Source organism: Desulfatibacillum alkenivorans DSM 16219, assembly GCF_900142135.1.
Classification (GTDB): domain Bacteria; phylum Desulfobacterota; class Desulfobacteria; order Desulfobacterales; family Desulfatibacillaceae; genus Desulfatibacillum; species Desulfatibacillum alkenivorans.
Map to the genome: position 1 here is coordinate 302,476 of NZ_FQZU01000002.1, position 21,110 is coordinate 323,585.

The window sequence follows — 21,110 nt, forward strand, 5'->3', positions numbered from 1 at the left end:
CCCATGCTGTCAGCTCGTATCGCAGTAGTTGTTTTTTTGCGATGCGGGCTGTACGCGTGGGAATGCATCCCGGACTATCCAACTTTCTCAAACGTCAAACGTAGATTTGACCCCATGCCCTACACTCTCCGGCGTCTTGACTTCCTCATGATTTCACCCTGCAATTTGTAAAGGATTTCTTAAGAGGAGGTTATCCCATGGATATTCAACTGACCACCCAAATTCTAAAAGAAAAAGACGTTTTTATCGCCTACGCTCCTGAAATAGACATTGCAAGCTGCGGACGGAATCCGGATGAGGCTGCTAAAAATCTATGAGAGGCTGTTGAGCTTTTTATTGAGACAGCCATGGAGCAAGGAACGTTTCAAGACATTTTGGAGGAGTGCGGGTTTTCCGAAACTGCCTCTTATTGGAAAGGACCGGAGATTATTTCAAGCAAGCGCCTCCAACTATCCATGCCGGCTTAGCGCCATGCCCATTATTACTCCTTTCTTATATACCGTTTCCGGTTTTTTTGTCCCTATTTAGGCGCTATTCCAATGACACTGGGTTCCCGTTTCCGGGAGTCCGTCAGGATAATTGCATAACTGAGGCAATCATCCCGCCGCATCCCTCCACGGGGATGACGGAGAGCAGCGGCAATACCCAGACAAAGGGGGGCGCCCATATATAAGGCCTTCAAGCGTCCTCTGTTCTTTCGATGGCCGCAAAATCTCGTCATCCCGGCAAGGGACGGTCTGTATTTAAAGACCGTCCTGCAAGCCGGAACCCAGCGCCATTATGGACTTGCCTTGAAAGGCAATTACTTGTTTGAACGCAACTTGTCACCAGCCTGCAATAAAGATGGCGGCCTCCAAGCCCAAACGCCCGTATTTGAAAACGCAAAAAAGGGAGCCCGGACTGACCGGACTCCCTTTGTATTTCAAGGACTGTTTACATTTTTAGTTTGGGAATCAATCAGTATCCCCTGTCCTTCAGGTCGCTCACGATGTCCACGAAGAAGTCGGGAGCGTCAAAACCGGGGGTGATGCCGAAAAGCTGGCCCACAATGTTCAGGTGATCCACGCCCAGGCTCCACCATGCGCCGTCTTCCACGCCGCGGAATTTGCCCCATTTGGCGCTTTCCACGCCGACCAGCCCGTCATTGGAGCCTTCGTAGCCAAGCATGATCAGCCAGGTGGGGGCCAGGACCACGCTGTTGCAGCCTGCTTTGGCCTTGGCGGCCCAGCTTTGGTAGTACACGCTGCTCAGGTTGGGCGTGTTGGGATTGAACACGTCGCTCATGTAGTCGGTCACCAGGTCGTAGCCGTTTTCCAGGCTTTGAGGATTGTCATCGCCGAAGATGAAGGCGTAGACAAAATCCAGGACGTCGCCGCCCACGCTCAGCAATCCGGAGGGAAGGCCGTTCATGATCAGGTCGGCGATGCTGCTTCCCTGGTGGGGCCCTGCAATGCTGGTGTGGCTTTTGACGTAGCGGCCCAGGCTCAGGTTGGACATGGCGTACCGGGTGTATATGGTTCCGTGGGAGTGGCCGATGACGTTAATCTTGGAGGCGCCGGACACAGCCATGATTTGAAAAGCCTGACGCTGAAAGTCAGCAGCCTTGTTTTCCGTGGCGTCCATGCCGTTGACCGACGTGATGTACACTTCGGCGCCTTCGTCTTCCAGCGCTTCCTCAATGCCCCACCAGTAATCCATGATCCCCAGGATCTCGGCCGATGCGCCCATGCCATGGGCCAGAACCACCGGGTACTTGGTGTCGCAAATGTCCTTGCTGCCGCCGGCGAGCGCCAGTCCGGGAATCAGCAAAAGAGCGGCCAACGCCAGAATTAATGCTTGCTTCTTCATCATCGTTCTCCCCCTGAGAAGTTATGGTGTGGTGAGATAAAACTAAAAAAGCCGGGTTGCCTCTGAAGTGCAACCCGGCTGTCTTTTATGATCAAGACCCGTGGCTTTCCGTCCCGGCCTCGCGACCGGTTTGGCAAAACGAATTGTTGATTTGGAATTCGCCCGGGTGAAGTGTAGGCTTTGAAGATCGTACTTTTTCACCCGCGTTGAACGGAATTTATCTCAAAACTTCTACGCCTGTCAAGAAAAAAATTCTACACATGGGTAAGAACACCGTTATAAATATCAGCCGTCATTCGGGTCGGATGCACCATGGGGCTGACCTGTTAATTTTGGCCCTTTAATCCAGTCGATCAGCCAAAAACCGTCCGCCGCGGATCAACAGGGACCTTCCCAGGCCGGAGCGTCCTGCCAGGCCCTGGAGCACGTGGACCCTGCTGTTGTAAATTTCCAGGGCCGCATCCACGCCGTGGGCCTGGGCGCGTTCCACGGTTTCCCGGGCGTCGCAGCGGAGAAGCTCGCCCTTTGCCGCCTGAACCAAAATGGGCGGCAGGCCGGCGTAATCACCGTAGGCCGGGCTGATCAGAGGATTTTTCTTATCCGATCCGGCCGCGTAAAGGTCCGAGGCGTAGCGCACATACCGGTCCTGGCGATGCTTGACGCCCGTTCTTTGAAATTGGCCGGACTTATTGCATTCGTACAGGTTGGTCCAGGGGGACATGCAGTAGGCTCCGGCCGGCAGGGGGAGGCTTTTTTGCTTGAGCGCCAGCAGCAGGGCCAGGGTCAGGCCTCCCCCCGCGGAGTCTCCTGCGATGACGATTTTTTCCGGCTTAACCCCGGAAGCCAGAATCGCGCCGTAAGCCAAAAGGGCGTCTTCCAAAGCCGCGGGAAAAGGGTGCTCCGGCGCCAGGCGGTAATCTATGATCACTCCCCGGGCCGAGGTTATGCGGCACAGGGCCGAGGCCAGGGGCCTGTGGGTGCTGATGGAGCCCATGAGATACGCCCCGCCGTGGAGGTACAACAGGGTCCTGCCGTCCGTATGCGCCCATCCGGTTATGATTTCCGCCGGCATGCTCTCTATGCGGGTTTTGATGATTTTGGCCTTTTGGGGCGTCCTGCCCAAAGTCTTGACGATTCCGTCCAGCATAAATCGTTGAAACCAAAGGGATTGGGGGCTGTCATTGAACATGGATCTTAACAGAACATTAGGTTTTTTCCGACCGTTGGATCTTGCCGCCATCGCCCCTCCCTGGTTTGTTTGTTGGATAAATAAACTGACATGTCAGTCTTTGCGGCAGAATAAAATTGAACGATCGGATTGTCAAGGAGATATAAGTTGGAAAGAGGCGATAAGAGCCCTGTCAGATCTCGAAACGGCCCCGGCGCCGCTCCTTTTTGGGGCATGCCGGGCAGGGTTTCCTATTCCAAATGTTTATGCAGGGTGCGGGGCTTGCCCCGCCCGAAGCAGGGGCTGGGCTTCCGGCCCAAAGAACGCGGGGACCGCGCAACCACAGCGAGGAGACCTCGCAACTACCCCTCCATCCGAATACAAACCGGAGACCTGGTTTACAAAATAAACTGATGACGTGATTTGCACATAATGACGGCGCCCCGACCTCGGAATAAAAAAACCGGGACTGACGGCCGTTGCCAGCCGTCCATCCCGGTTTTAAAATCTGTCAAAGCCCGCTTTTAAGGGGGCTGTTAATCGATTTTGTTCACGGCGTCCCGGGCGGCTTCCTGGGCCTGGGCGCGTTTTTCCATGTCCTTGGTCATTTCCTCTAACTGGGCCATGTTGGACTTGGCGGATTCCAGCATCTGGCCTTCGATCTTGGAGGCTTCGGCCATGCGGGAGGTGAGGATATTGTAGGACTTGACCAGATCCTGAAAGCGCACCAGAGGCTCGTTGGTGACCTTGGCCACCTCGGCCGCGTTGTCCATGGAGTCCTCGGCGATGGACACCATGAGCCCGCCCAGGTACTCTTGGGAGGCGGCCAGGGCCTGGGCGATTTCCTTTTCGTCCTGCTGGGCGATTTTGAGGGCCAGGCCGTTTTCCAGGACCGGGCGGGTGAGGTTGACCATGCTTTTGATGGAGTCCCGCAGGTTGTCGTGGTTGTCCATGGTGATGTTCATGGTCACGAAAAACTGGGAGAATGCGTTTTCGGTCACCTTGATGTTCTGGAGCCTTCTCACCACCCGGACAATGGCCTTTTGCAGGGCCTGCTTTTCGATTTCGTCGGTCATTTCTGGCTGGAGCTTTTCCATCTCCTGCAAAAGCACCTGGAGCTTGTAGCCCCGCAGCCGCAGCTCGTTTTGAAGCTGCTTGAGGTTGTTGTACCGCTCTTCGATTTCCAGGGTGTTTTCCAGCAGCTTGTCGCTGCCCGCCATCAGGGACTGGATAATGGCGTCCACCTGGGTCTGGACCGACTCATAACGCATGGCAATGTCGGCCAGGATCTTGCCTACGCCGGGCACGCCCCTGAACATGCGGGAGAAAAAGCCCGCGGTCTGGGATTTTTTCAACTGCTCGATGGCCGGATACGGGTTGATCTGGTCCATGACCTCGCGCAATTTCACCAAATCCTGGGGGATGCTGTTCTTTTCGCCATTGCTCATCCGGTCCATGACCTTGCCCAAAGAGGTGCGCATAAGCCCGAACTCCCCGTTGGCCTTGGTCTGGACGTCGTCGCCCACGGAGGTCGCCTCCCGAAGCGCGGTCCTGTCCGTGGGGTCGGCCTTGATTTTTTCCAGCAGGACCAGGGCGGCTTCCTTGGCGGCGTCCGCCTCGGGCGCGGGGACGTTTTTGGGCGGCTCCAGCACGGCGGGAACCAGTTCTTTTAAAGCCTGCTCCGGGCTTTGCTCCACGATTTCAGCGTCGATGACGGGAGATTGTCCGTTTTCTGTCATAACCGTATTCCTCCTGGGAATCCTGGGTGTTTGTTTTTTTTATATCCGACGGGCGGAATGAACGCGCCGAAGCATTGCTGCCGAAAAACTGACTATTACTAAAGGGCCGGAAGGGTTGTCAATGCCGTCCGTCCCGTCTTTTCATAATTTATCAAGGTTTGGTTTTTGTTAAAAGACGTGGGCGGCCCCGGCAATGGAGGCGCATCCCCTGAAAGACGGCAACAAAAGGGGCGGCTCGGAAAGCAACCGCCTCCAAACCGCCCCTTGGAGATAATTCGCAGTTTTTTATCTACCGCAGGCCCGCCACTTTTTGAAGCACGTAGATGCTTTCCGCCTGATCCACCTTGCCGTCGCCGGTGACGTCCGTGGGGGTGGATTGCACTCCCGTGGTTTTGCCTGACAAGGCGCCCATGGAAAGTACGGCGTCTGCCAGATCAATGCGTCCGTCCCGGGATACGTCGCCCATGACCGGCCTGCGCACCACAATACCCGCGTTAATGGATTGAAGCCAAACCATGCCTCCGCAGAAGTAGATGTCGCCCTGGGCGTTCACGGTCATCAGATCCTGGTTTGTTTGGTTGGCTGGCACGGGGGCGCCGTCGAATACCATGTTTGCGGGAATGCCGCCGTTCAAAAAAGGCATGGGCCGGGTGTTGAAAAGCGTGGCGTCGGTCTGGGTGACCCAGGTGTTCGTCTCGCTGTCAAAGGTCTGGCTGGCCGTATTCCATACGGCGCCATTTTTGTCCACGTACAGGCGAGGGCCTCCCAGGAAGCCGGAGGCGTCTCCCCGAGTAAAGACATGCCATGTGGGATCCCCCCCTTCGGGATCCTTTTTCCTGACGCTCACCTTGGGGGTGCTGATGAAGGTGGTCATGAACCAGATGTTTTCCTCCCCGTCCATAAGAGCGTATTGAATCCGGTAGTCGGGGAACTTGGCGGCGTCGTTGGTGTCGAAAATCTCCCAGGCCGAGTTGTCCGCGTTCAGATGATACACATTGTTTGCCCCCAGGAACCACTTGCCGTCCAGGGGATCCACATACAGGTTATAAAAATAAGTGTCGGCCGGGGGGGCTGGAGATTCGGAGGGCAGGTCCAGCCACTGCTCCGTGTTGATGTCGTAGGCCAGGGGGGCGCGGCGGGTGGGGGCGAAATAGGCAATGTTACGGGAATCCACCCCAACGCCGGTGACGCTGCCGGAACTAGGGTCCCCGGGCAGGCCCATGGCGTCTTCCCTATACTGAACCCAGGTTCCGTCGGCTTTCAATCGGGCCACGCTGGGGGCGTCATAGGCGGCGAACCACACGCCCCCGCTCAGGTCTCCGGCTATGGAATTGATGCGGTGGCTGGTCAGGGTGGTGCTTGTTTTCCTATAATTATAGGAAACCACCTGGGGGTCTTCTTTCCTGGACCCTAAAGTCCAGCCGTGCACGCCGGAACCATAGTTAGTCGCAACATCCACAACAAACCACAGAACGCCGCCGTGTTCCTGCAAGCTCAGAACCTGTTCACTTCCCACGCCCAGGCTGGCGCAGGTGGTGCGGGTCCAGGTCCCTCCACTGGCGGGGCTGTATTTGACGATGCCGCTATAGTTGGGGGCGAACCACATGCCGCCGTCGGACGCAGGGGCCAACCGGTTGACGGCATTACTGGAGCCGTTGGCCACGGTGGAGAGATTGTAATACACCCAGTCGTCCCCGGTTGTGAGGCAAAAAACCCCCCCGGTCCCGTAGGTTGAATTGCCAAACCACATGTTCCCGGACGCATCCTCCATGATGCACGTGATGGGGCTGTTCTCCTGGGGAACTTCCGGGTCATTAGTATACTCCGGGTGGTAGACGGGATCGCCCACCAGAGCCATGTCGTACATGGTTGAACCCTGGTACAGCCCCCGTTCGTTGGCCATCCAGTGTCTCCCCTGGCTGTCAATGTAAGCGTCCTGGATCAGGTCGTTGTTATACGTGGAATATACGGCCACGGTTTCCGCCACGTTGAAAGAAGGGTCCAGGTGTTTGAGGCTTTTGTAGGCGACCAGCAAAACGTTTTGGGACCCGTCCTGATTGTCAATCAAATGGATGGTGTGGACGCTGTCCACATGGGTGGTGTCCGTAAAGCCGGATTGGGTATTTTCCATGGTGATCGTGAGCCAGGAGTCATCCGGCTTTTGCACCAGCACGGTGCGGTTGTCCAGGGCGTACCAGGCGTTGCCGGCTTTATCCCGGACCACGTAGTTTATCTCCTCATTCAACTGAGGCTTTTCCACCACGTTATTGTAATCGCCTTCCAGCCAGTTATTGGCCCGGGAATTGGTCAGATACTGAAAGCGGGTTTCACCGGAAGGCAAACGCCAGACCCCAGGATCATATTCCGAGCCATTGGAGGCCGTGACCCACACCGCGCCCGTGGAATCCACGGTCAGGTCTTGAGGCATATAAGGCACGCTGTTGGCGCGTATTCTGTACCAGTCCGGCGGGGTTTCTTCCTGGGCCAGCGCCGTTTGAAAACCTGAGCACAGGAAAATCAGCATGAGACCGAGAAGCGTCCCGGTAAAGAGGCGTTTTTTAAAGAGACGGATTGCGTAGAGTTTACGAAATTCTTTCAACATGGCCACACCCCTTCAAATAAATTGTGAAGAAAACAAGGTTCGATCGATCTTCAGCAAAGGTGCTGCGTGGAGGTGAAAAATTATGTGCGCGGACGGCGCAGGAAGGACGAATTTACTCATCCGGCCATGCAAGCCGTTTTAAATTCCAGCTATTTTCAAGTTCGGGTAGAAGATTTCAGGAGAAAATATCCCAAAACCTCACCTCGAACCAAGCCTCCGGAAGATTCGGAAGGCCTTGCTCCACATTGTATTAAATAGCCTTGCCATGGGCGAAAGGCAAGATAATTTTCAAGCCCTCCGTTCTCGAAAACTTAGGGAAAATGGAACTGCCTCAAAAGTATTCAGGCGATGATTAAGAGAGTGTGAAGGCGTTCTTTATATCCGCCATTGTCAATAGCCGGCGGCGTGCAAAAAACAAACAACATTACTGCTGAGAGATTACGGAAAGTGAAGAACAGCAGGTAAATGGGGCGGGATTGGGTCCCTGGAGGGAAGGTTAAAAAAAAAGGGCGGCTTGGGAAGCAACCGCCTCCAAACCGCCCCTTATGGATAATCCGTAGTTTTTTTACCGCAGGCCAGCCACTTTTTGCAGCACAAAAAGGCTTTCGGCCTGATCCACCTTGCCGTCGCCGGTCACGTCCGTGGGCGCGGACTGGATGCCCGAGGCCTTGCCCGCCAGGGATCCCATGGAAAGCACGGCGTCGGCCAGATCAATGCGTCCGTCCCGGGACACGTCGCCCTTTACCGGGCTGCAGACAATAATGCCTTTATTGACGGATTGGACCCAGAACATGCCGCCGGCAAAGTATATATTGCCTTCCGTATCCACGGTCATGCGATCCTGGACTGTGCCGGACAACGCTTCCGGCGCCCCGGCCAAATCCACATCGGCCGGGATGTTTCCGTTCAGAAAACGCAGAGGCCGGGTATTAAAGGGGGTGGCATCCGTCTGGGTGGTCCAGGTATTGTTGGCGCTGTCATATGTCTGGCTGGCCGAATTCCAGATTACGCCGTCTTCGTCCAAAAAGACCCGGTCCGTGTACCAGCCCGCATATCCCGTGCCGTCGCCGGATTCAAACTGGATCCAGACGGTTCCGCTGACGGGATCGTTTTTGGCGAGGCACAGGCCGTAATAGGTGGAGAACCACATGTTTTCCTCGGCGTCCATGAGGGCGTTGGTCACCCGGTAATCGGAAAACGTGGTTTCGTCGTTTGTGTCGTAGATCGTCCAGGCGGAGTTGTCCGCATTCAGATAATAAACCCAATCAGCGCCCAGGAACCACTTGCCGTCCTTGGGATCGACGTACAAACCGTAGAACACGGTGTCCGCCTGGGGGGCCGGGGGATCGGAGGGCAGGGACAGCCATTGCTCCGCGGTGATGTCATAGGCAATGGGGGAACGGCGCGTGGGCGCCATGTAGACAATGTTGTTGGAATCCACGCCGATTCCGGGAATGCTGCCGCTCCCTCGGGACCAGAGAAGATCCATGGCGTCCGTCGCGTACTGAACCCAGGTCCCGTCCGCCTTCATGCGGGCGACCTCGGGCAGATCGTAGGACGCGAACCACACGCCTCCGCTGAGGTCGGCCGCCACGCTGTTAATGCGGTTGCTGGTGAGGGATGTGCTGCTTTCCCGATAGGTCCAGGAGGTCACCGAGGAGTCGGATAAATTCAGGGCGTACACGCCCGCATTGACTGAATTGTCGTAGGTGGTGAACCATAGCTTGGAGTCGTGCTCCTCCATGCTTAAAATTTGTTCGCTGGGAATCCCCAGGATGGCGCATGTGGTCCGAGACCAGCCCGACCCGGGGGCGTACGTGACGATTCCGCTGTAACGCGCCCCGAACCACATGGTTCCGTTGGCGCCCGCCGCCATGCAATTAATCGTGTTGCTGGCGCCCGTCAATGCGTTGATGTCGTATTTGAGCCAGTCGTCCGCGCCGTCCGGATTGGTCAGGCAGTAAACTCCGCTGTCGCTGCTGAACCACATGTTTCCCAAAGAATCTTCCATGATGTGCGTTACGGCTTCGATGGTGGATGTGACGACCCATGGATTAGAGGGCGGCGCCTCCGGGTCGTTTTTGTAGGCATCGGAGTATGCCGGAAACTCAGTATTCAGAAGGTTTGTTCCAAACTGCACGCCGTACCCGTCGCACACCCAGTATCTTCCGTGGGTGTCGAAATAGGCGTCCTGGATGAAGTAATTATTGTATTGGAGGTAAACCTCCCGGGTTGCCGTCACGTTGAAGTTGGAATCAACCCTTAGGATGCTCCGGTATGCAATGAGCAATGCGTCCTGGGTTCCGTCCTGGTTGTTGATGAATCGAATGGTGTGGGCGCTGTCCACGTTGGTGGTGTCCGATCCCAAATAGCTGGTGTCCACCATGTCAAAGGTCAGCCAGTCCCCGTTCGCCTTTTCCACCAGCACGGTCCGGTTATTCAGGGCGTACCACACGTTGCCGTCGTCATCCTGGGCCGCGTAATTGATCTCTTCGTTCAGATTAGGCTTTTCCAAGACATTGTTATAATCGCCCTCCAGCCAGTTGTTGGCCCGGGAGTCGGTCAAATATTGAAAGCGGGTTTCACCGGAAGGCAAACGCCAGACCCCAGGCTCATCCTCCGAGTCATTGGCGGCCGTGACCCAGACGGCGCCCGTGGAATCCACGGTCAGGTCTTGAGGCATATTAGGCACGCTGTTGGTGCGGATTCTGTACCAGTCAGGCGGGGCTTCCTCTTGGGCCAGCGCCGTCTGAAATCCCGTGCACAGGAAAATCAGCATGAAACAAAAAAGCGCCCATGCCAAGGGGCGATTTTTGAATGGAGCGGTTGGGTTGATTTTATGACCATTTTTCATCATGTTCACACCCTTTCAAAAAACGTATAGAAAACAACGCGCTATGGGGTTCCAGCAAAGGCGCTAAGTGGAGGGGAAAACGTTGGCCTGCGGTCGGCGCAAAATGGACGAACCTGTTCGCACCGGCATGCCAAGCCGTTTACAATTCGTAATATTTTTTTGTTCGGGCAGGAATTTTCAGGAACAAAGATCCTAAAACTTCACCTCAAACCAAGCCTCCGGAAAGTCCGGTAAGCCTATCTCCACACGATACTTATTACTATTTCCAAGTGTGAAACACAAGCAAATTATGGGATCCCCCCTTTGCTGATCTTAGGGAAGGCATGATTGTTACGCGAAGAAAAACAGTATTTTTTGTTGCCAGGGCTTCTCACGCCGGCATGGCCAACAGCATGGCCGGACGTTTGGATCGCCCCTGCGCCCCTTGGCGGAAAGGGTATGAAAAAATTATGTTAAGTTTTTGGGGGCATGTGACGAAGATCACTTTATACAGCGTTGCTGCACGAATAAAAATTTATCTGAGCGGATTGGAGAGTCGCATGAACCTGCACGAATCAGTTGATAACAAAACCATCGAATACGGAAGCGATCTGGCGTGGTCCAAGGCCCGGCCCGTAATAGCGGAGCAGGCCTCCTTGATTTTCGACAAGCAAAAGTTCTTCGCCCAGGTTATGGGGGACATGAACCTGGCCAAAAAAGTCTTGAAGATATTCATGGATGAAGCGCCTTTGCTTATGAGGGGATTGGAGAAAGCCGTAAACGATGGCGCCCTTGAATCCTGCCAGGCGATTGCGCACAAGATCGCCGGCACGGCGGGCAGCATCAGCGCCTTGTCCCTGTGGAGCGCGGCCAAGCAAATGGAGCAGGCTGTTTTGGAAAAAGAAAACGTCAACCTGCGTCTGATGAAAGACGAAGTGCTTTTGCAATTCGACTTGTTCAAACGGGTTATCGGATGGTGGGGCGTCCTGGATATTTGATGGATCCTGTCCCCATTAGGCCCTTTCCAAAATTTTCGCCGGTCTTGTCAAAAGTTTGTCGGGGCCGGCTTGTCATTTCTTCGAATATCGCCCGCCGAACCCCCCTCTCCTCTGCACTCTTTGATATCCGCCGTTAAGGCACAGATATTGCTAAATACTAAGCAAGAACGTCGCATGAAAAAAATTACCGCTGCACAAAACCCCTCCCAAAAAGGAGAAATGTCATGTCGATCAAAGTCCTTCGTAAAATGTCCTTCCGTCAAAAAATGGCTGTTCCAGGCTTTATTTTCATACTGGTGCTTGTTGCGGTTCTGATTATGTACCTGAGCAATATCGCCATGATCAAGGACTTGGCCGCCAGGCATAAATCCTTTGGGAAGACAGCTCAGGATGTACGAGGTCTGGCGACGGACATCCATGGCTATTTGGGCGCCAGAATTTCTTTTGAATCCCTGAACAACAATTACCTGTCCATTATGGGCCAGGTCAAAGTCCAGGAAATAGTCCGTCAGTTGGAGGATGTCTGGGGCAACCTGCAGAAATATGAAGCTCTTGAGTCCGAAAACTCTGCACTTGAAAGGCAGGTAAGGGCTCTCTCAGAAGAATCGATCAAGAAATCCAATGAGTACATAAACGCCACCGTGGCAAATCTGGCGGATGAAGAAAGAAGGGCGGAGGTCAGCACCTTGGAGCGCCTTGTTATATCGGGAGCGAATATCAACACCTCCTCCAATTATGAGGTCATGATTTTATTTGAGCAATTAAAAAGGAACTCCACCCGGAAAGATGAATTGCAAGCCTATCTGGAAGCCATACTTAAAAATGTTGAAAAGGATATGAAAAATTTGGAGGGAACTCCGTTTTACGGGATAGCTGCGGACGCCAAGAGAGTTAACCTGCATATCACCGATCTGACGCAAAAATACATCATTAATACGGAGAGGCAGGAGGCCCTGCGAGCGAAAGTCCTTTCCGGCGCTGAACAATCGTCCAGTCTCATTGATCGAATCACGCAAAAAACGAATGAGGAGGTTTTTGGTAAGGTAAATGATTCTTTTAGGAATATTGCAATCCTGATGCTGTTTGCTTCCATAATCGGAATCACAGTGAGCACGGCCATTGGATTCAGCGCCGCCCGGGCCATCAAGAGGCTTATGACCGTGGCGGAAGCCGTGAGCCTGGGGGATCTTTCCAGAACATTGGCTATGGAAAGGGAGGATGAGTTGGGGCATTTGGCTCAGGCTTTTGATAAAATGTCTGAAAGCCTGAGGAACAAAATGAATGCGGCCGAAAGGATCGCCGCAGGCGACCTTTCTCAAACCCGGATCGCCGCGTCTGAAAAAGATGAGTTGGGTAAAGCGCTGGAAGATATGGCTGACAGCCTGAACACTGTCATTGGCAGGGTGGGTCTGGCAAGCTCCCAAATTGATACAGGCGCCCGGCAGGTCTCGGAATCCAGTACGGCTTTGTCCCATGGGGCAACCGAACAAGCCGCTTCTCTGGAGGAAATTTCAGCATCCATGGCTGAAATAGGAACCCAGGCTAAAGCCAATGCCGAAAACGCGTCTCATGCCAATCGGCTGGTGGACTCCATGAAGGAGTCTAGTCAAGCTGGAAGCCAACAGATGGATTCCATGGTGCAAGCCATGGATGATATAGAAAAATCCAGCGCTGATATTGCTAAAATTATCAAAGCTATTGATGATATCGCCTTTCAAACCAACTTGCTGGCTCTTAACGCCGCCGTGGAGTCGGCCAGAGCCGGAGTCCACGGGAAAGGATTTGCAGTGGTTGCGCAGGAGGTGCGAGCCCTCGCTGCACGCAGCGCCAAAGCGGCTGCGGAAACATCCGAACTCATTGAAGGGTCGTCCAGTAAAGTGAAAAATGGATCCGACGTCGCAGCGCAAACTTCCGTCATTTTGCAGGAGATCGTGGCAAGCGTGGGAAAAATAACTGATATTATGGGAGAAATAGCGACTGCATCCGATGAGCAGGCCCAGGGCGTGGCGCAGATCAACCAGGCTTTGGGCCAAGTGGATTCCGTGATGCAGCAAAACACCGCGAGTTCAGAAGAGTCCGCCGCGGCGGCCCATGAATTGGCGGCTCAGGCTGCAAGCCTCAAAAGCGTGCTGAAAGGCTTTCAATTAAAACAAGCTCAAAATCAGGCTGAAGCGTCTGACGAAGACCAAGCGCAGCTTCAGCTATCGAGTGGCAGCCTTGCCATTGAAGATAAGGGATGGAGCGTCTGAATTTTGGTCCAATTGCGCGGGGAAGGCAGGTGCATTCCTTCCCCGCGACAAAGGCAATGCCGAAAAGGTTCAATGGCGCGTCGCCTTGGAAGGCAAGACCCTAAAAATGCACAGCCGGGGCGTTTCCATTTTCAGCTCAAGAAAGGGCATGGCCTTTAACCTCTCCTCCATGCCCTCGTCCTTTTCCAAAACAAGATCCTTGTGAAAGACCACATGGCTTAGCTTGTAGGGCCTGAATTTGTCAAACGCCTCCAGGTTCCCCTCGTAAAAAACCTTGTCCGTCAGCCCTTCAAAATACACCCGGAAGGAAGGCGCATAGCCATTGATGCCGTTTAGAATATGCCTTTTGTGATCCAACTGCCAGTGCATGTAGATGAACTCCCGGTTAAATCCGAACAGATAATCGTCCTCAAAGGGGACAACGGCGATGTCCGTGGATGGCAGGTCCAGAATCACGGCGTCATCCATTCCCTGAAAATATTCCTTGTATTCCGCGGGCGGATCGCCCATGGGGCCCATGGGATAGGCGGCCAGGGGAAAGGGCGTGTTCTCCAGGCAATGAAAGACCAAAAATGCAGCCAGCACGGCGCGCTTCATCCACGGCGACGCACACCATTGCCGGACGACGCTCAGGCCCATTCCGCCCAATATGGACAAAGCCATGGACGTTAATATAAAAAATCGGCTGGGAACCCGGAAGAAATTCAGCAAAGAGTCGTCGCCCGTGTAATAGAAGGGCAGGCGGTACACGTCGCCCAGGACGTTCAGGTCTTTGACGGCGAATGAGAAAATCAAGCCAAACAGAGCCAGCAGAATCAGTTCGATTTTTCTCCCCTGGGCTTTGATCAGCCCGAGCAACGCCAGACCCCACACCCCGAATCCCACAAAGGCCATGATCCGTACATGGCTCCACACAACGTAATCGGACGTCGTCGCCGGATAAAGCAGGTTGCCGGGCAGGACGCCGAACAAACTCCAGGGCCGAAGGCTGGTTCCGTCCATGACCAGATGAACGGGCCAGGGAAAATACACGTTTCCGTAGGCCTTGGCGTACAGATGAAATACGAACAGGGGCAGGGGGATGAGCACATACAGCAAGGCGCGCGGGGCGATTGTTTTCATCTTGTCCCACGAGGCCCAGCTTTTAATGGTCGCCACGGCGAACAAGGCCAGGGCCGCGCTTTGCAGCACAAAGGCGTACACCGAAACATAAGCCTCAAGTCCGCCAATGACGGCCATCCAAACCAGATGTCTGGGCTGGTTTTCGCGGATGTACTTCAGGAAATAATGCAGGGCCAGGCCCGTTGTCAAAGCGCAGTAGATGGGCGCATCGTCTATGCCTCCGAACAGGAAGTTGGAGCACGCATAGGCGAATCCGGCGAAAAAAGCCCCGCCGGCGTCTTTTGTGTAATTCCCGGCCAGGATGTACACCCCCCAGGCCGCCCCGGCGAAAACCAGCACAATGATCCAGTAGCAGCACCATAGGTCGCTGGCGCCCAACACTTTGCACGTTCCGAAAATGGCGGTGGTGATGAGCGACGTTTCGCCGTAATAAAAGACGTTTTCCGCGGGATAAAAAAAGGTCCCCAAAAACTCTCCGGTAAAAAGGCTTTGCAGCTTGGTCAGGAGCGTTTTCCACAGGACTATCTGCATCCAGGCGTCGTAATTGCCTGGCAGGCAGTTTTTTAAAGGATATTGCAAAAACAGCAGGGAAAAAAAAGCCAGGTAGATGAGCAAAACAAGGATGTGTCGTCGATTCCTGGTCATGAAAGTCCGCCCGGTTATTTTCTGAACACCGCCAGATAACTTAAGGATGGAGACGGGATAAACCGGTCAACCCGCCGGAACAGGGGCGTCAGAAGGTTCATCATATAGACTTGAAAGCCTCCGAAGCTCCTTTTTTTCAGAACCTGCCCGTTAAGCACCCAAAACACCGTGCTCACCCGGTTATACGGGATGATGCGCTCCACGGTCAGGCCCGTCTTTCTTGCCAGGCCCACAAGCATGTCCTTGGAATACCGGCGCTTATGCCCCACCAGTTCGTCCAGAGTCCCGAAAAACGCCTGCCCCCGGGGAACCAGAATCACCGCCCGGCCGCCCGGCTCCAGCAGGCTGGAAATATTGTTCACGGCGCCCAGGTCGTCCTCCAGATGCTCGATGACGTTAATGCAGACCACGGTGTCGAAAGAACGGCGGGCCTTGGTGAATTGGGAGATGTCGTTCAAGTCCAGATACGAAACCTCCAGATAGGGCCGGTTTTCCGTAAGCCTGCGCGTGATTTCCAAATGGAACGGGTTGATGTCCGTGCAGGTGTAGCTTTGCCTGGGCAGGAGCTTCTTCGTCAGGCTGCCGATTCCCGAGCCGATCTCCAGCACCTTTTCCCCCACAAAGGGGCGAATGGCGTCCGCCATCCAGGTGTTGAACCGGTCCGCCTTGGCCAGGCGCATTAAAACCCGGGTTCCGTCGTCCAGGGGCTGCGCAGGCGCCCGGGCGTCCGGATTGTTGGTTAATGTATTTTTCAAGGCCTTGTCCATGGGAGGTGAATCCGCCGCCGGGAGCGGAGCAGGGTTTGGTCCTTACGCCGCAAGTTTGAGGCGCCGAACCCTTATCTCCTCCGCGGTTCCCAAATTAAGATGCCGAATTTTTGCACAACCCGCCGCTTCTTGCAAGCACAAGTCTTTTCACCCAAGACCGCCGCATGGAGTTTGACAGGCCCCGCCCCCTATTGTATTTGAACGCTGAGGGTGAAAAAAGCGCCTTCTGCGAGCATAATACCGAATATGACGAAAATTCTTCTGATCAAACCCACGTCGGGCAATGCGGCCCATATCCAGGCGTCTCCGCCCCTGGGGCTTATGTACCTGGCTTCGGCCCTGAAGCGCCAGGGGGACCATGACGTCCGCGTTCTGGACATGCGCTTGCATGCCGATCCCATGAGTTACGCCCTGAAAACGGCCCGCGATATGGCGCCCGGCATTGCGGGAATTTCCGCGTTCTCCCTGGAGTCGTACACGGTCCACGAGCTGGCCGCCGGCCTCAAGGCCCTGCCCAAGCCGCCGATGGTGATTGCGGGCGGCCCTTATCCCACATCCGGTCCGGAAGACGTCCTTTCCGACCCCAACATTGACCTGGCGGTTTTGGGAGAGGGGGAGGAAACCTTTCCCGCGGTAGTCCGTTTTTTGGAGACAGGCCAGGGCCGTCTGGAGGACATCCCCGGGCTGGCGTTCCGACGGGATGGAAAAATTATTAAAACGCCGCCCGCCCTGGAAATCCAGAACATGGACGCCCTATCTTTCCCGGCCTGGGATTTGATCGACATAAACGCCTACGCCAAAGCCGAACGCTTCGCCAACGTTCGGAAAAACCGGTATATGCCGGTTTTCACCTCCCGCTCCTGCCCGTATCAATGCATCTACTGCCACCGAATTTTCGGCAAGGGCTTTCGGCCCAGAAGCCCGGAAAACGTGGCGGACGAGATTGAAGCCCTGGTCCGCCGGCACGGAGTGCGGGAAATTGAAATCGTGGACGACATTTTCAACCTGAACGCCGAACGCGCCGAGGCGATCTGCGATCTGATTATCAATCGGGGATTGAAAATAAAAATTTCGTTTCCCAACGCCATGCGGGCCGACTTGCTGAATTTGCGTCTGCTGAAAAAACTGAAAAAGGCGGGGGTGCATTTTTCCGGCATCGCCGTGGAAACCGGATCGCCCAGGCTTCAAAAGCTCATTAAAAAGAATCTGGACCTTAAAAAGGTCAATGAAGCCATCAACATGGCCTTTGACTTGGGCATAACCACCGTGGGCTTTTTTATGCTGGGATTCCCCACCGAAACCCGGGACGAGCTTCTTGCCACCGTGGATTTCGCCTGCCAATCCCGCTTGAACTTCGCCACCTTTTTCGTGGTCACGCCCTTTGAAGGAACGCCGCTTTACGACCTGTGCCTGCCCAAGCTGAGCAAAATGGGCGCCCCTGAGGACATGGACTACCACCGGAACGCCTGCAATTTTTCAGAAATCCCGGACGAGGAGTTTTTCCGCATCCGCCGCCAAGCCTATCGCCGGTTCTACTCCAAGGCCTTTTCCCGGATTATCCTGTCCGGCGCCTATCAGGACGTCAGCCTGTTTCAAATCCTTCGCCTCAGCGCCCTCCGGGTGTTGTAGCCTGATTGACGCCACGTTCCGTTCGCTCAATTAATATGCTCTGCGGCAGGCCAAAATGACACTGGGTCTATGTTTTTGGGGGCGCGGCGGCCTTAGCAGCCGTCCTGCATTGTTGGGTTTCGCGGCGGCGATGTAAACTTTATAATGCGTTTAATCAAGACGCAGTTTTCTCGGTTTAATATTCTGCTCCAGCGCTCTACCCAACCTACTTTTTATCCATAAAAATAGTAGGTTGGGTAGAGCTTGCAGAACTTTTCAAAAGAAGGTTGTCCAGTCCTCGCCGGAATAATGATCAAAGCCAAAGACATACGTGCGAAACCCAACAAATGGATTTGCTCCCTCAATATTTTCTTTAACCTCAAAAAATCGTCATCCCTGCAAGGGCGATCCGCTTTTCAGGATCGTCCGCAAGCCGGGACCCAGCGTCATTGTGGAATTAGCGGCGGGGTATGGACAAAAACCCAGAAGATACATAAGCAAATTGTTCCAACAGCAGCAACTTGCTAAGCATTAAAGAATACCTTCCGGGGGAGGGCCGGGGGCTTCCAGGATGCCCCTTAACACGGAAAGCCCTTTGGAGAGGGCGTCCATGGAATCCGGCCCGGTCAGGGATATGCGGGCTGCGGCAGGCGCGGGAGTTCCTCCCACGGCGAATTTTTCGGCTCCAAACACCCGTACGCCTGCGTTCCGGGCCGCGTCTTCATAAGACCTGCCGGTCCACGGCCTGGGCAGCTTAAGCCAAAGAAAAAAGCCGGTGTCGTAGCCTGTGAAGGAAAAACCGTTCAAAATGTCGCGCGCCCGAATGTTCCGGCGGGCCGCCTCTTGTCTTTTGGCCGCCAGGACCTTATCGGCTTTTCCGCTGAGAATCATTTCCGACGCCAGGGCCGCGTTCAAGGGAGGCGTCATCCAGACCGTGTTCAGGACCGCCTCGGCCAGGATGCGCTGGAATCGGGCCGGAACCACGCTAAAGCTCACCCGCAGGCCAGGCCAGAAGGCCTTGGATATTCCGGCGAAAAAAACGGCGTTGTTTGGGATTAAGGAAGAAACAGGGGGCGTTTTTTCTTCCCGCGACATGGCATAGACGTCGTCTTCCAAAAGCGTTAAGCCCCGCTTTTCAATCACTTGGGCGATGGCTTGCCTGCGCTCCATGCTCATAAAGGCGGCCGTAGGGTTTTGCACCCCAGGCATTAAGTACACCCCATGGATTTCGTCCCGGCGGCAGGCCGTGTCCAGGGCTTCGGGGATCATGCCCTGTTCGTCCATTTCAACCGGCGCAAGCTGCAATCCCGCCATGGAGGAAAGGGACTTGATTCCCGGATAGGTCAACTGCTCCACGGCGATGCGCTCCCCCGGCCGGAACAAGGACAGCATGCAGCAGGTCAGGCCGTGCTGCACCCCGGAGAAAACCACCACCCGGTCCGGCGGCGAAGGCATTCCGTGCTTCCCGGCCCAGGCCGCTCCCGCCTCCTTGTGTTCGGGCAGGCCGCCGGGCGCGCTGTATCTTAAATAACCGGAAAGATCCCGGCTTTTGGCCAGACGCTCCATGCTTTCCCGCACGTCCGGTTCCAGTCCGTACAAAGGCGTGACCAGACCCAACTCCAGTAAGTTCGGCCCGTGGACCGACTCCGTGGAAACCAGCGCCCTGTCCGCGCCCGCGTCCGCGGTGATAAAGGTGCCTCGCCCCACGGTCCCGCAAATCAGGCCCCGGTGCATGGCCTCCTTATATCCCCGGGTGACCGTGCTTACGTTTACGCCCAAGGCGTCGGCAAGGTCTCGATGGGTGGGTAGTTTGTCGCCGGGGCGCAGAACTCCGGCGCGCACGTCGTCCGCAATGGCCCGGGCAAGGGCCAGGTAGCGGGGCAGGGCGGGGTCTAATGGTTTGGGCGTCCAATTTGTCATGCATACAATATTATAATTGACTGCATTCAATGTCAAGCCTATGCTGGCTATAGCTCCAAGGGGCGATGGATATTTTTAAAGAAAGCACTTCATGAACAGATGGTTATGGAATAATACCGCCTCTGAACTTAACGAATAAAAAGGCGCACACAAGGAGCCTTATTATGGAAAACAAGTCACACAATACGAAGAATGTGCGGGCCGTCATGGCTGATATGATGGAGTCTAAAGAAGTCTTTCGGCAGGCGGTCTCATACTCTTTTGAGTACATGGACGGCGTCTCAAGCCGTCCCGTGTTCCCTGAACAAAAGGCCCTGGACGGCCTGGAGGCCTTTGACGAGCCTCTGCCTGAGACGCCCGGGGACCCGCAGCAAATTCTCGCGTTGCTTCACGAAAAAGGATCTCCCGCCACGACCGCTCAAACAGGCGGGCGATATTTCGGCTTTGTGATTGGCGGCGCGATTCCCGCGGCCTTGGCGGCCAGATGGCTGTCTGACGTGTGGGATCAGAACGCGGTTTTGCATGCGTCCTCTCCCATTACGGCCAAGCTGGAGGAGGTGTGCGAAGGCTGGCTGGTGGATCTCTTGGGGCTTCCCCTGGGAACGGCGGGCGGATTTGTGACCGGAACCTCGGTGGCCACTTTTTGCGGCCTGGCCGCCGGGCGGAACGCCTTGCTGGAGAGAGCTGGCTGGGACGCCGCGAAAAAGGGATTGTTCGGCGCGCCGCCTCTCCGCGTGATTGTCGGAGAGGAAGCCCATGCCACGGTGTTCAAAGCCCTGTCCTTGCTGGGCTTGGGATCGGAAAACGTGGAAAAGGTTCCGGTGGACGGTCAGGGCCGCATGGACCCCTCCCGGATGCCGAACCTGGACGAACGCTGCCTGTTGATTCTGCAGGCCGGCAACGTCAACTCCGGCGCTTTCGATCTCTTTGCCGAAATTTGCCCCAAAGCCAAAGAGGCGGGGGCCTGGATTCATATAGACGGCGCTTTCGGCCTGTGGGCCGCGGGTTCGAAACGGTTTCAAAGCCTGACCCAAGGCGTGGACTTGGCCGACTCCTGGTCTTTGGACGCCCACAAAACCCTGAACATGCCGTACGATTGCGGCATTGTATTGTGCCGCCGCAGGGAGGCCCTGGCCGCGGCCATGCAGGCGTCGGGCTCTTACATTATATACGGCGAGGGCCGGGATAACATGCTTTTCACCCCGGACATGTCGCGCAGAGGCCGGGGTCCTGAATTGTGGGCGGCCCTGAAGTTTTTGGGCAAGCAGGGCGTGGGGCAGTTGGTGGACGGCCTGTGCGATAACGCCGCCCTGTTGGCGGAAATGCTTCGGAAGCGCGGCTTTCGCATTTTAAACGACGTGGCGTTCAATCAGGTGTTGGCCGCCTGTGAAACCGACGAGTTGACTCAAAAGACCCTGGCGGCCGTCCAGGCTTCAGGGGAATGCTGGTGCGGCGGCGCGGTCTGGAAGGAAACCCAGGCCATCCGGGTGAGCGTCTGCTCCTGGGTCACCACACGGGACGATCTGGAAAGAACGGCGAATGCTTTTTCTCAAGCCCTGAATAATGCTAAAATGGAATAAACCCAAAACAACGAGACCATTGGATTTCGGG

12 protein-coding genes and 1 riboswitch are annotated in these 21,110 nt (G+C 55.3%); of the genes, 4 read left to right on the forward strand and 8 right to left on the reverse strand.

Annotated elements, in window-relative coordinates:
• Positions 1 to 957 precede the first annotated feature (957 nt).
• The 5 genes from BUE18_RS03380 to BUE18_RS03405 form a co-directional block, all read right to left on the reverse strand.
• Positions 958 to 1,851, reverse strand: coding sequence for an esterase/lipase family protein (locus BUE18_RS03380; protein WP_244549271.1), 894 nt, complete (start codon positions 1,849 to 1,851; stop codon positions 958 to 960).
• A 62-nt stretch (positions 1,852 to 1,913) separates the two neighbouring features.
• A riboswitch (cyclic di-GMP riboswitch) is annotated at positions 1,914 to 1,993 on the reverse strand.
• Between the two features lie 195 nt (positions 1,994 to 2,188).
• Entirely contained in the window at positions 2,189 to 3,088 is a 900-nt protein-coding gene (locus BUE18_RS03385; RefSeq protein ID WP_073472817.1) for an alpha/beta hydrolase, read from the reverse strand.
• Positions 3,089 to 3,552: 464 nt separating this feature from the next.
• Positions 3,553 to 4,755, reverse strand: coding sequence for a toxic anion resistance protein (locus BUE18_RS03395; RefSeq protein ID WP_073472820.1), 1,203 nt, complete (start codon positions 4,753 to 4,755; stop codon positions 3,553 to 3,555).
• A gap of 289 nt (positions 4,756 to 5,044) precedes the next feature.
• A complete protein-coding gene (locus BUE18_RS03400; protein WP_073472822.1) occupies positions 5,045 to 7,357 on the reverse strand; it encodes a two-component regulator propeller domain-containing protein in 2,313 nt (770 codons plus the stop codon).
• Between the two features lie 565 nt (positions 7,358 to 7,922).
• Complete coding sequence (locus tag BUE18_RS03405) at positions 7,923 to 10,136, reverse strand: dockerin type I domain-containing protein (RefSeq protein ID WP_244549272.1); 2,214 nt, start codon at positions 10,134 to 10,136, stop codon at positions 7,923 to 7,925.
• 614 nt (positions 10,137 to 10,750) lie between these two features.
• Here BUE18_RS03405 and BUE18_RS03410 point away from each other — a divergent pair.
• Positions 10,751 to 11,188, forward strand: a complete 438-nt coding sequence (locus tag BUE18_RS03410) for an Hpt domain-containing protein (protein WP_170868248.1) — start codon at positions 10,751 to 10,753, stop codon at positions 11,186 to 11,188.
• Between the two features lie 224 nt (positions 11,189 to 11,412).
• On the forward strand, positions 11,413 to 13,437 hold the full coding sequence (locus BUE18_RS03415) for a methyl-accepting chemotaxis protein (RefSeq protein ID WP_073472827.1): 2,025 nt from the start codon (positions 11,413 to 11,415) through the stop codon (positions 13,435 to 13,437).
• 69 nt (positions 13,438 to 13,506) lie between these two features.
• On the opposite strand, the gene BUE18_RS03420 is transcribed toward BUE18_RS03415, so the two are convergent.
• Together BUE18_RS03420 and BUE18_RS03425 are read right to left on the reverse strand one after the other, a co-directional pair.
• Entirely contained in the window at positions 13,507 to 15,204 is a 1,698-nt protein-coding gene (locus tag BUE18_RS03420) for a hypothetical protein (RefSeq protein ID WP_139264594.1), read from the reverse strand.
• A gap of 14 nt (positions 15,205 to 15,218) precedes the next feature.
• Positions 15,219 to 15,959: a class I SAM-dependent methyltransferase gene (locus BUE18_RS03425; RefSeq protein ID WP_170868249.1), complete on the reverse strand. Its 741-nt coding sequence runs from the start codon at positions 15,957 to 15,959 to the stop codon at positions 15,219 to 15,221.
• Positions 15,960 to 16,217: 258 nt separating this feature from the next.
• Between BUE18_RS03425 and BUE18_RS03430 the strand changes: the two genes are divergently transcribed.
• The gene (locus BUE18_RS03430; RefSeq protein WP_073472831.1) at positions 16,218 to 17,600 is read left to right on the forward strand and encodes a B12-binding domain-containing radical SAM protein; all 1,383 of its coding nucleotides are present in this window, start codon (positions 16,218 to 16,220) and stop codon (positions 17,598 to 17,600) included.
• A 510-nt stretch (positions 17,601 to 18,110) separates the two neighbouring features.
• Here BUE18_RS03430 and BUE18_RS03435 read toward each other — a convergent pair.
• Positions 18,111 to 19,499: an aminotransferase-like domain-containing protein gene (locus BUE18_RS03435; RefSeq protein WP_073472833.1), complete on the reverse strand. Its 1,389-nt coding sequence runs from the start codon at positions 19,497 to 19,499 to the stop codon at positions 18,111 to 18,113.
• A gap of 164 nt (positions 19,500 to 19,663) precedes the next feature.
• On the opposite strand from BUE18_RS03435, the gene BUE18_RS03440 reads away from it, so the two are divergent.
• Positions 19,664 to 21,079: a pyridoxal phosphate-dependent decarboxylase family protein gene (locus tag BUE18_RS03440; RefSeq protein ID WP_083610734.1), complete on the forward strand. Its 1,416-nt coding sequence runs from the start codon at positions 19,664 to 19,666 to the stop codon at positions 21,077 to 21,079.
• The last annotated feature ends 31 nt before the right edge of the window (positions 21,080 to 21,110 follow it).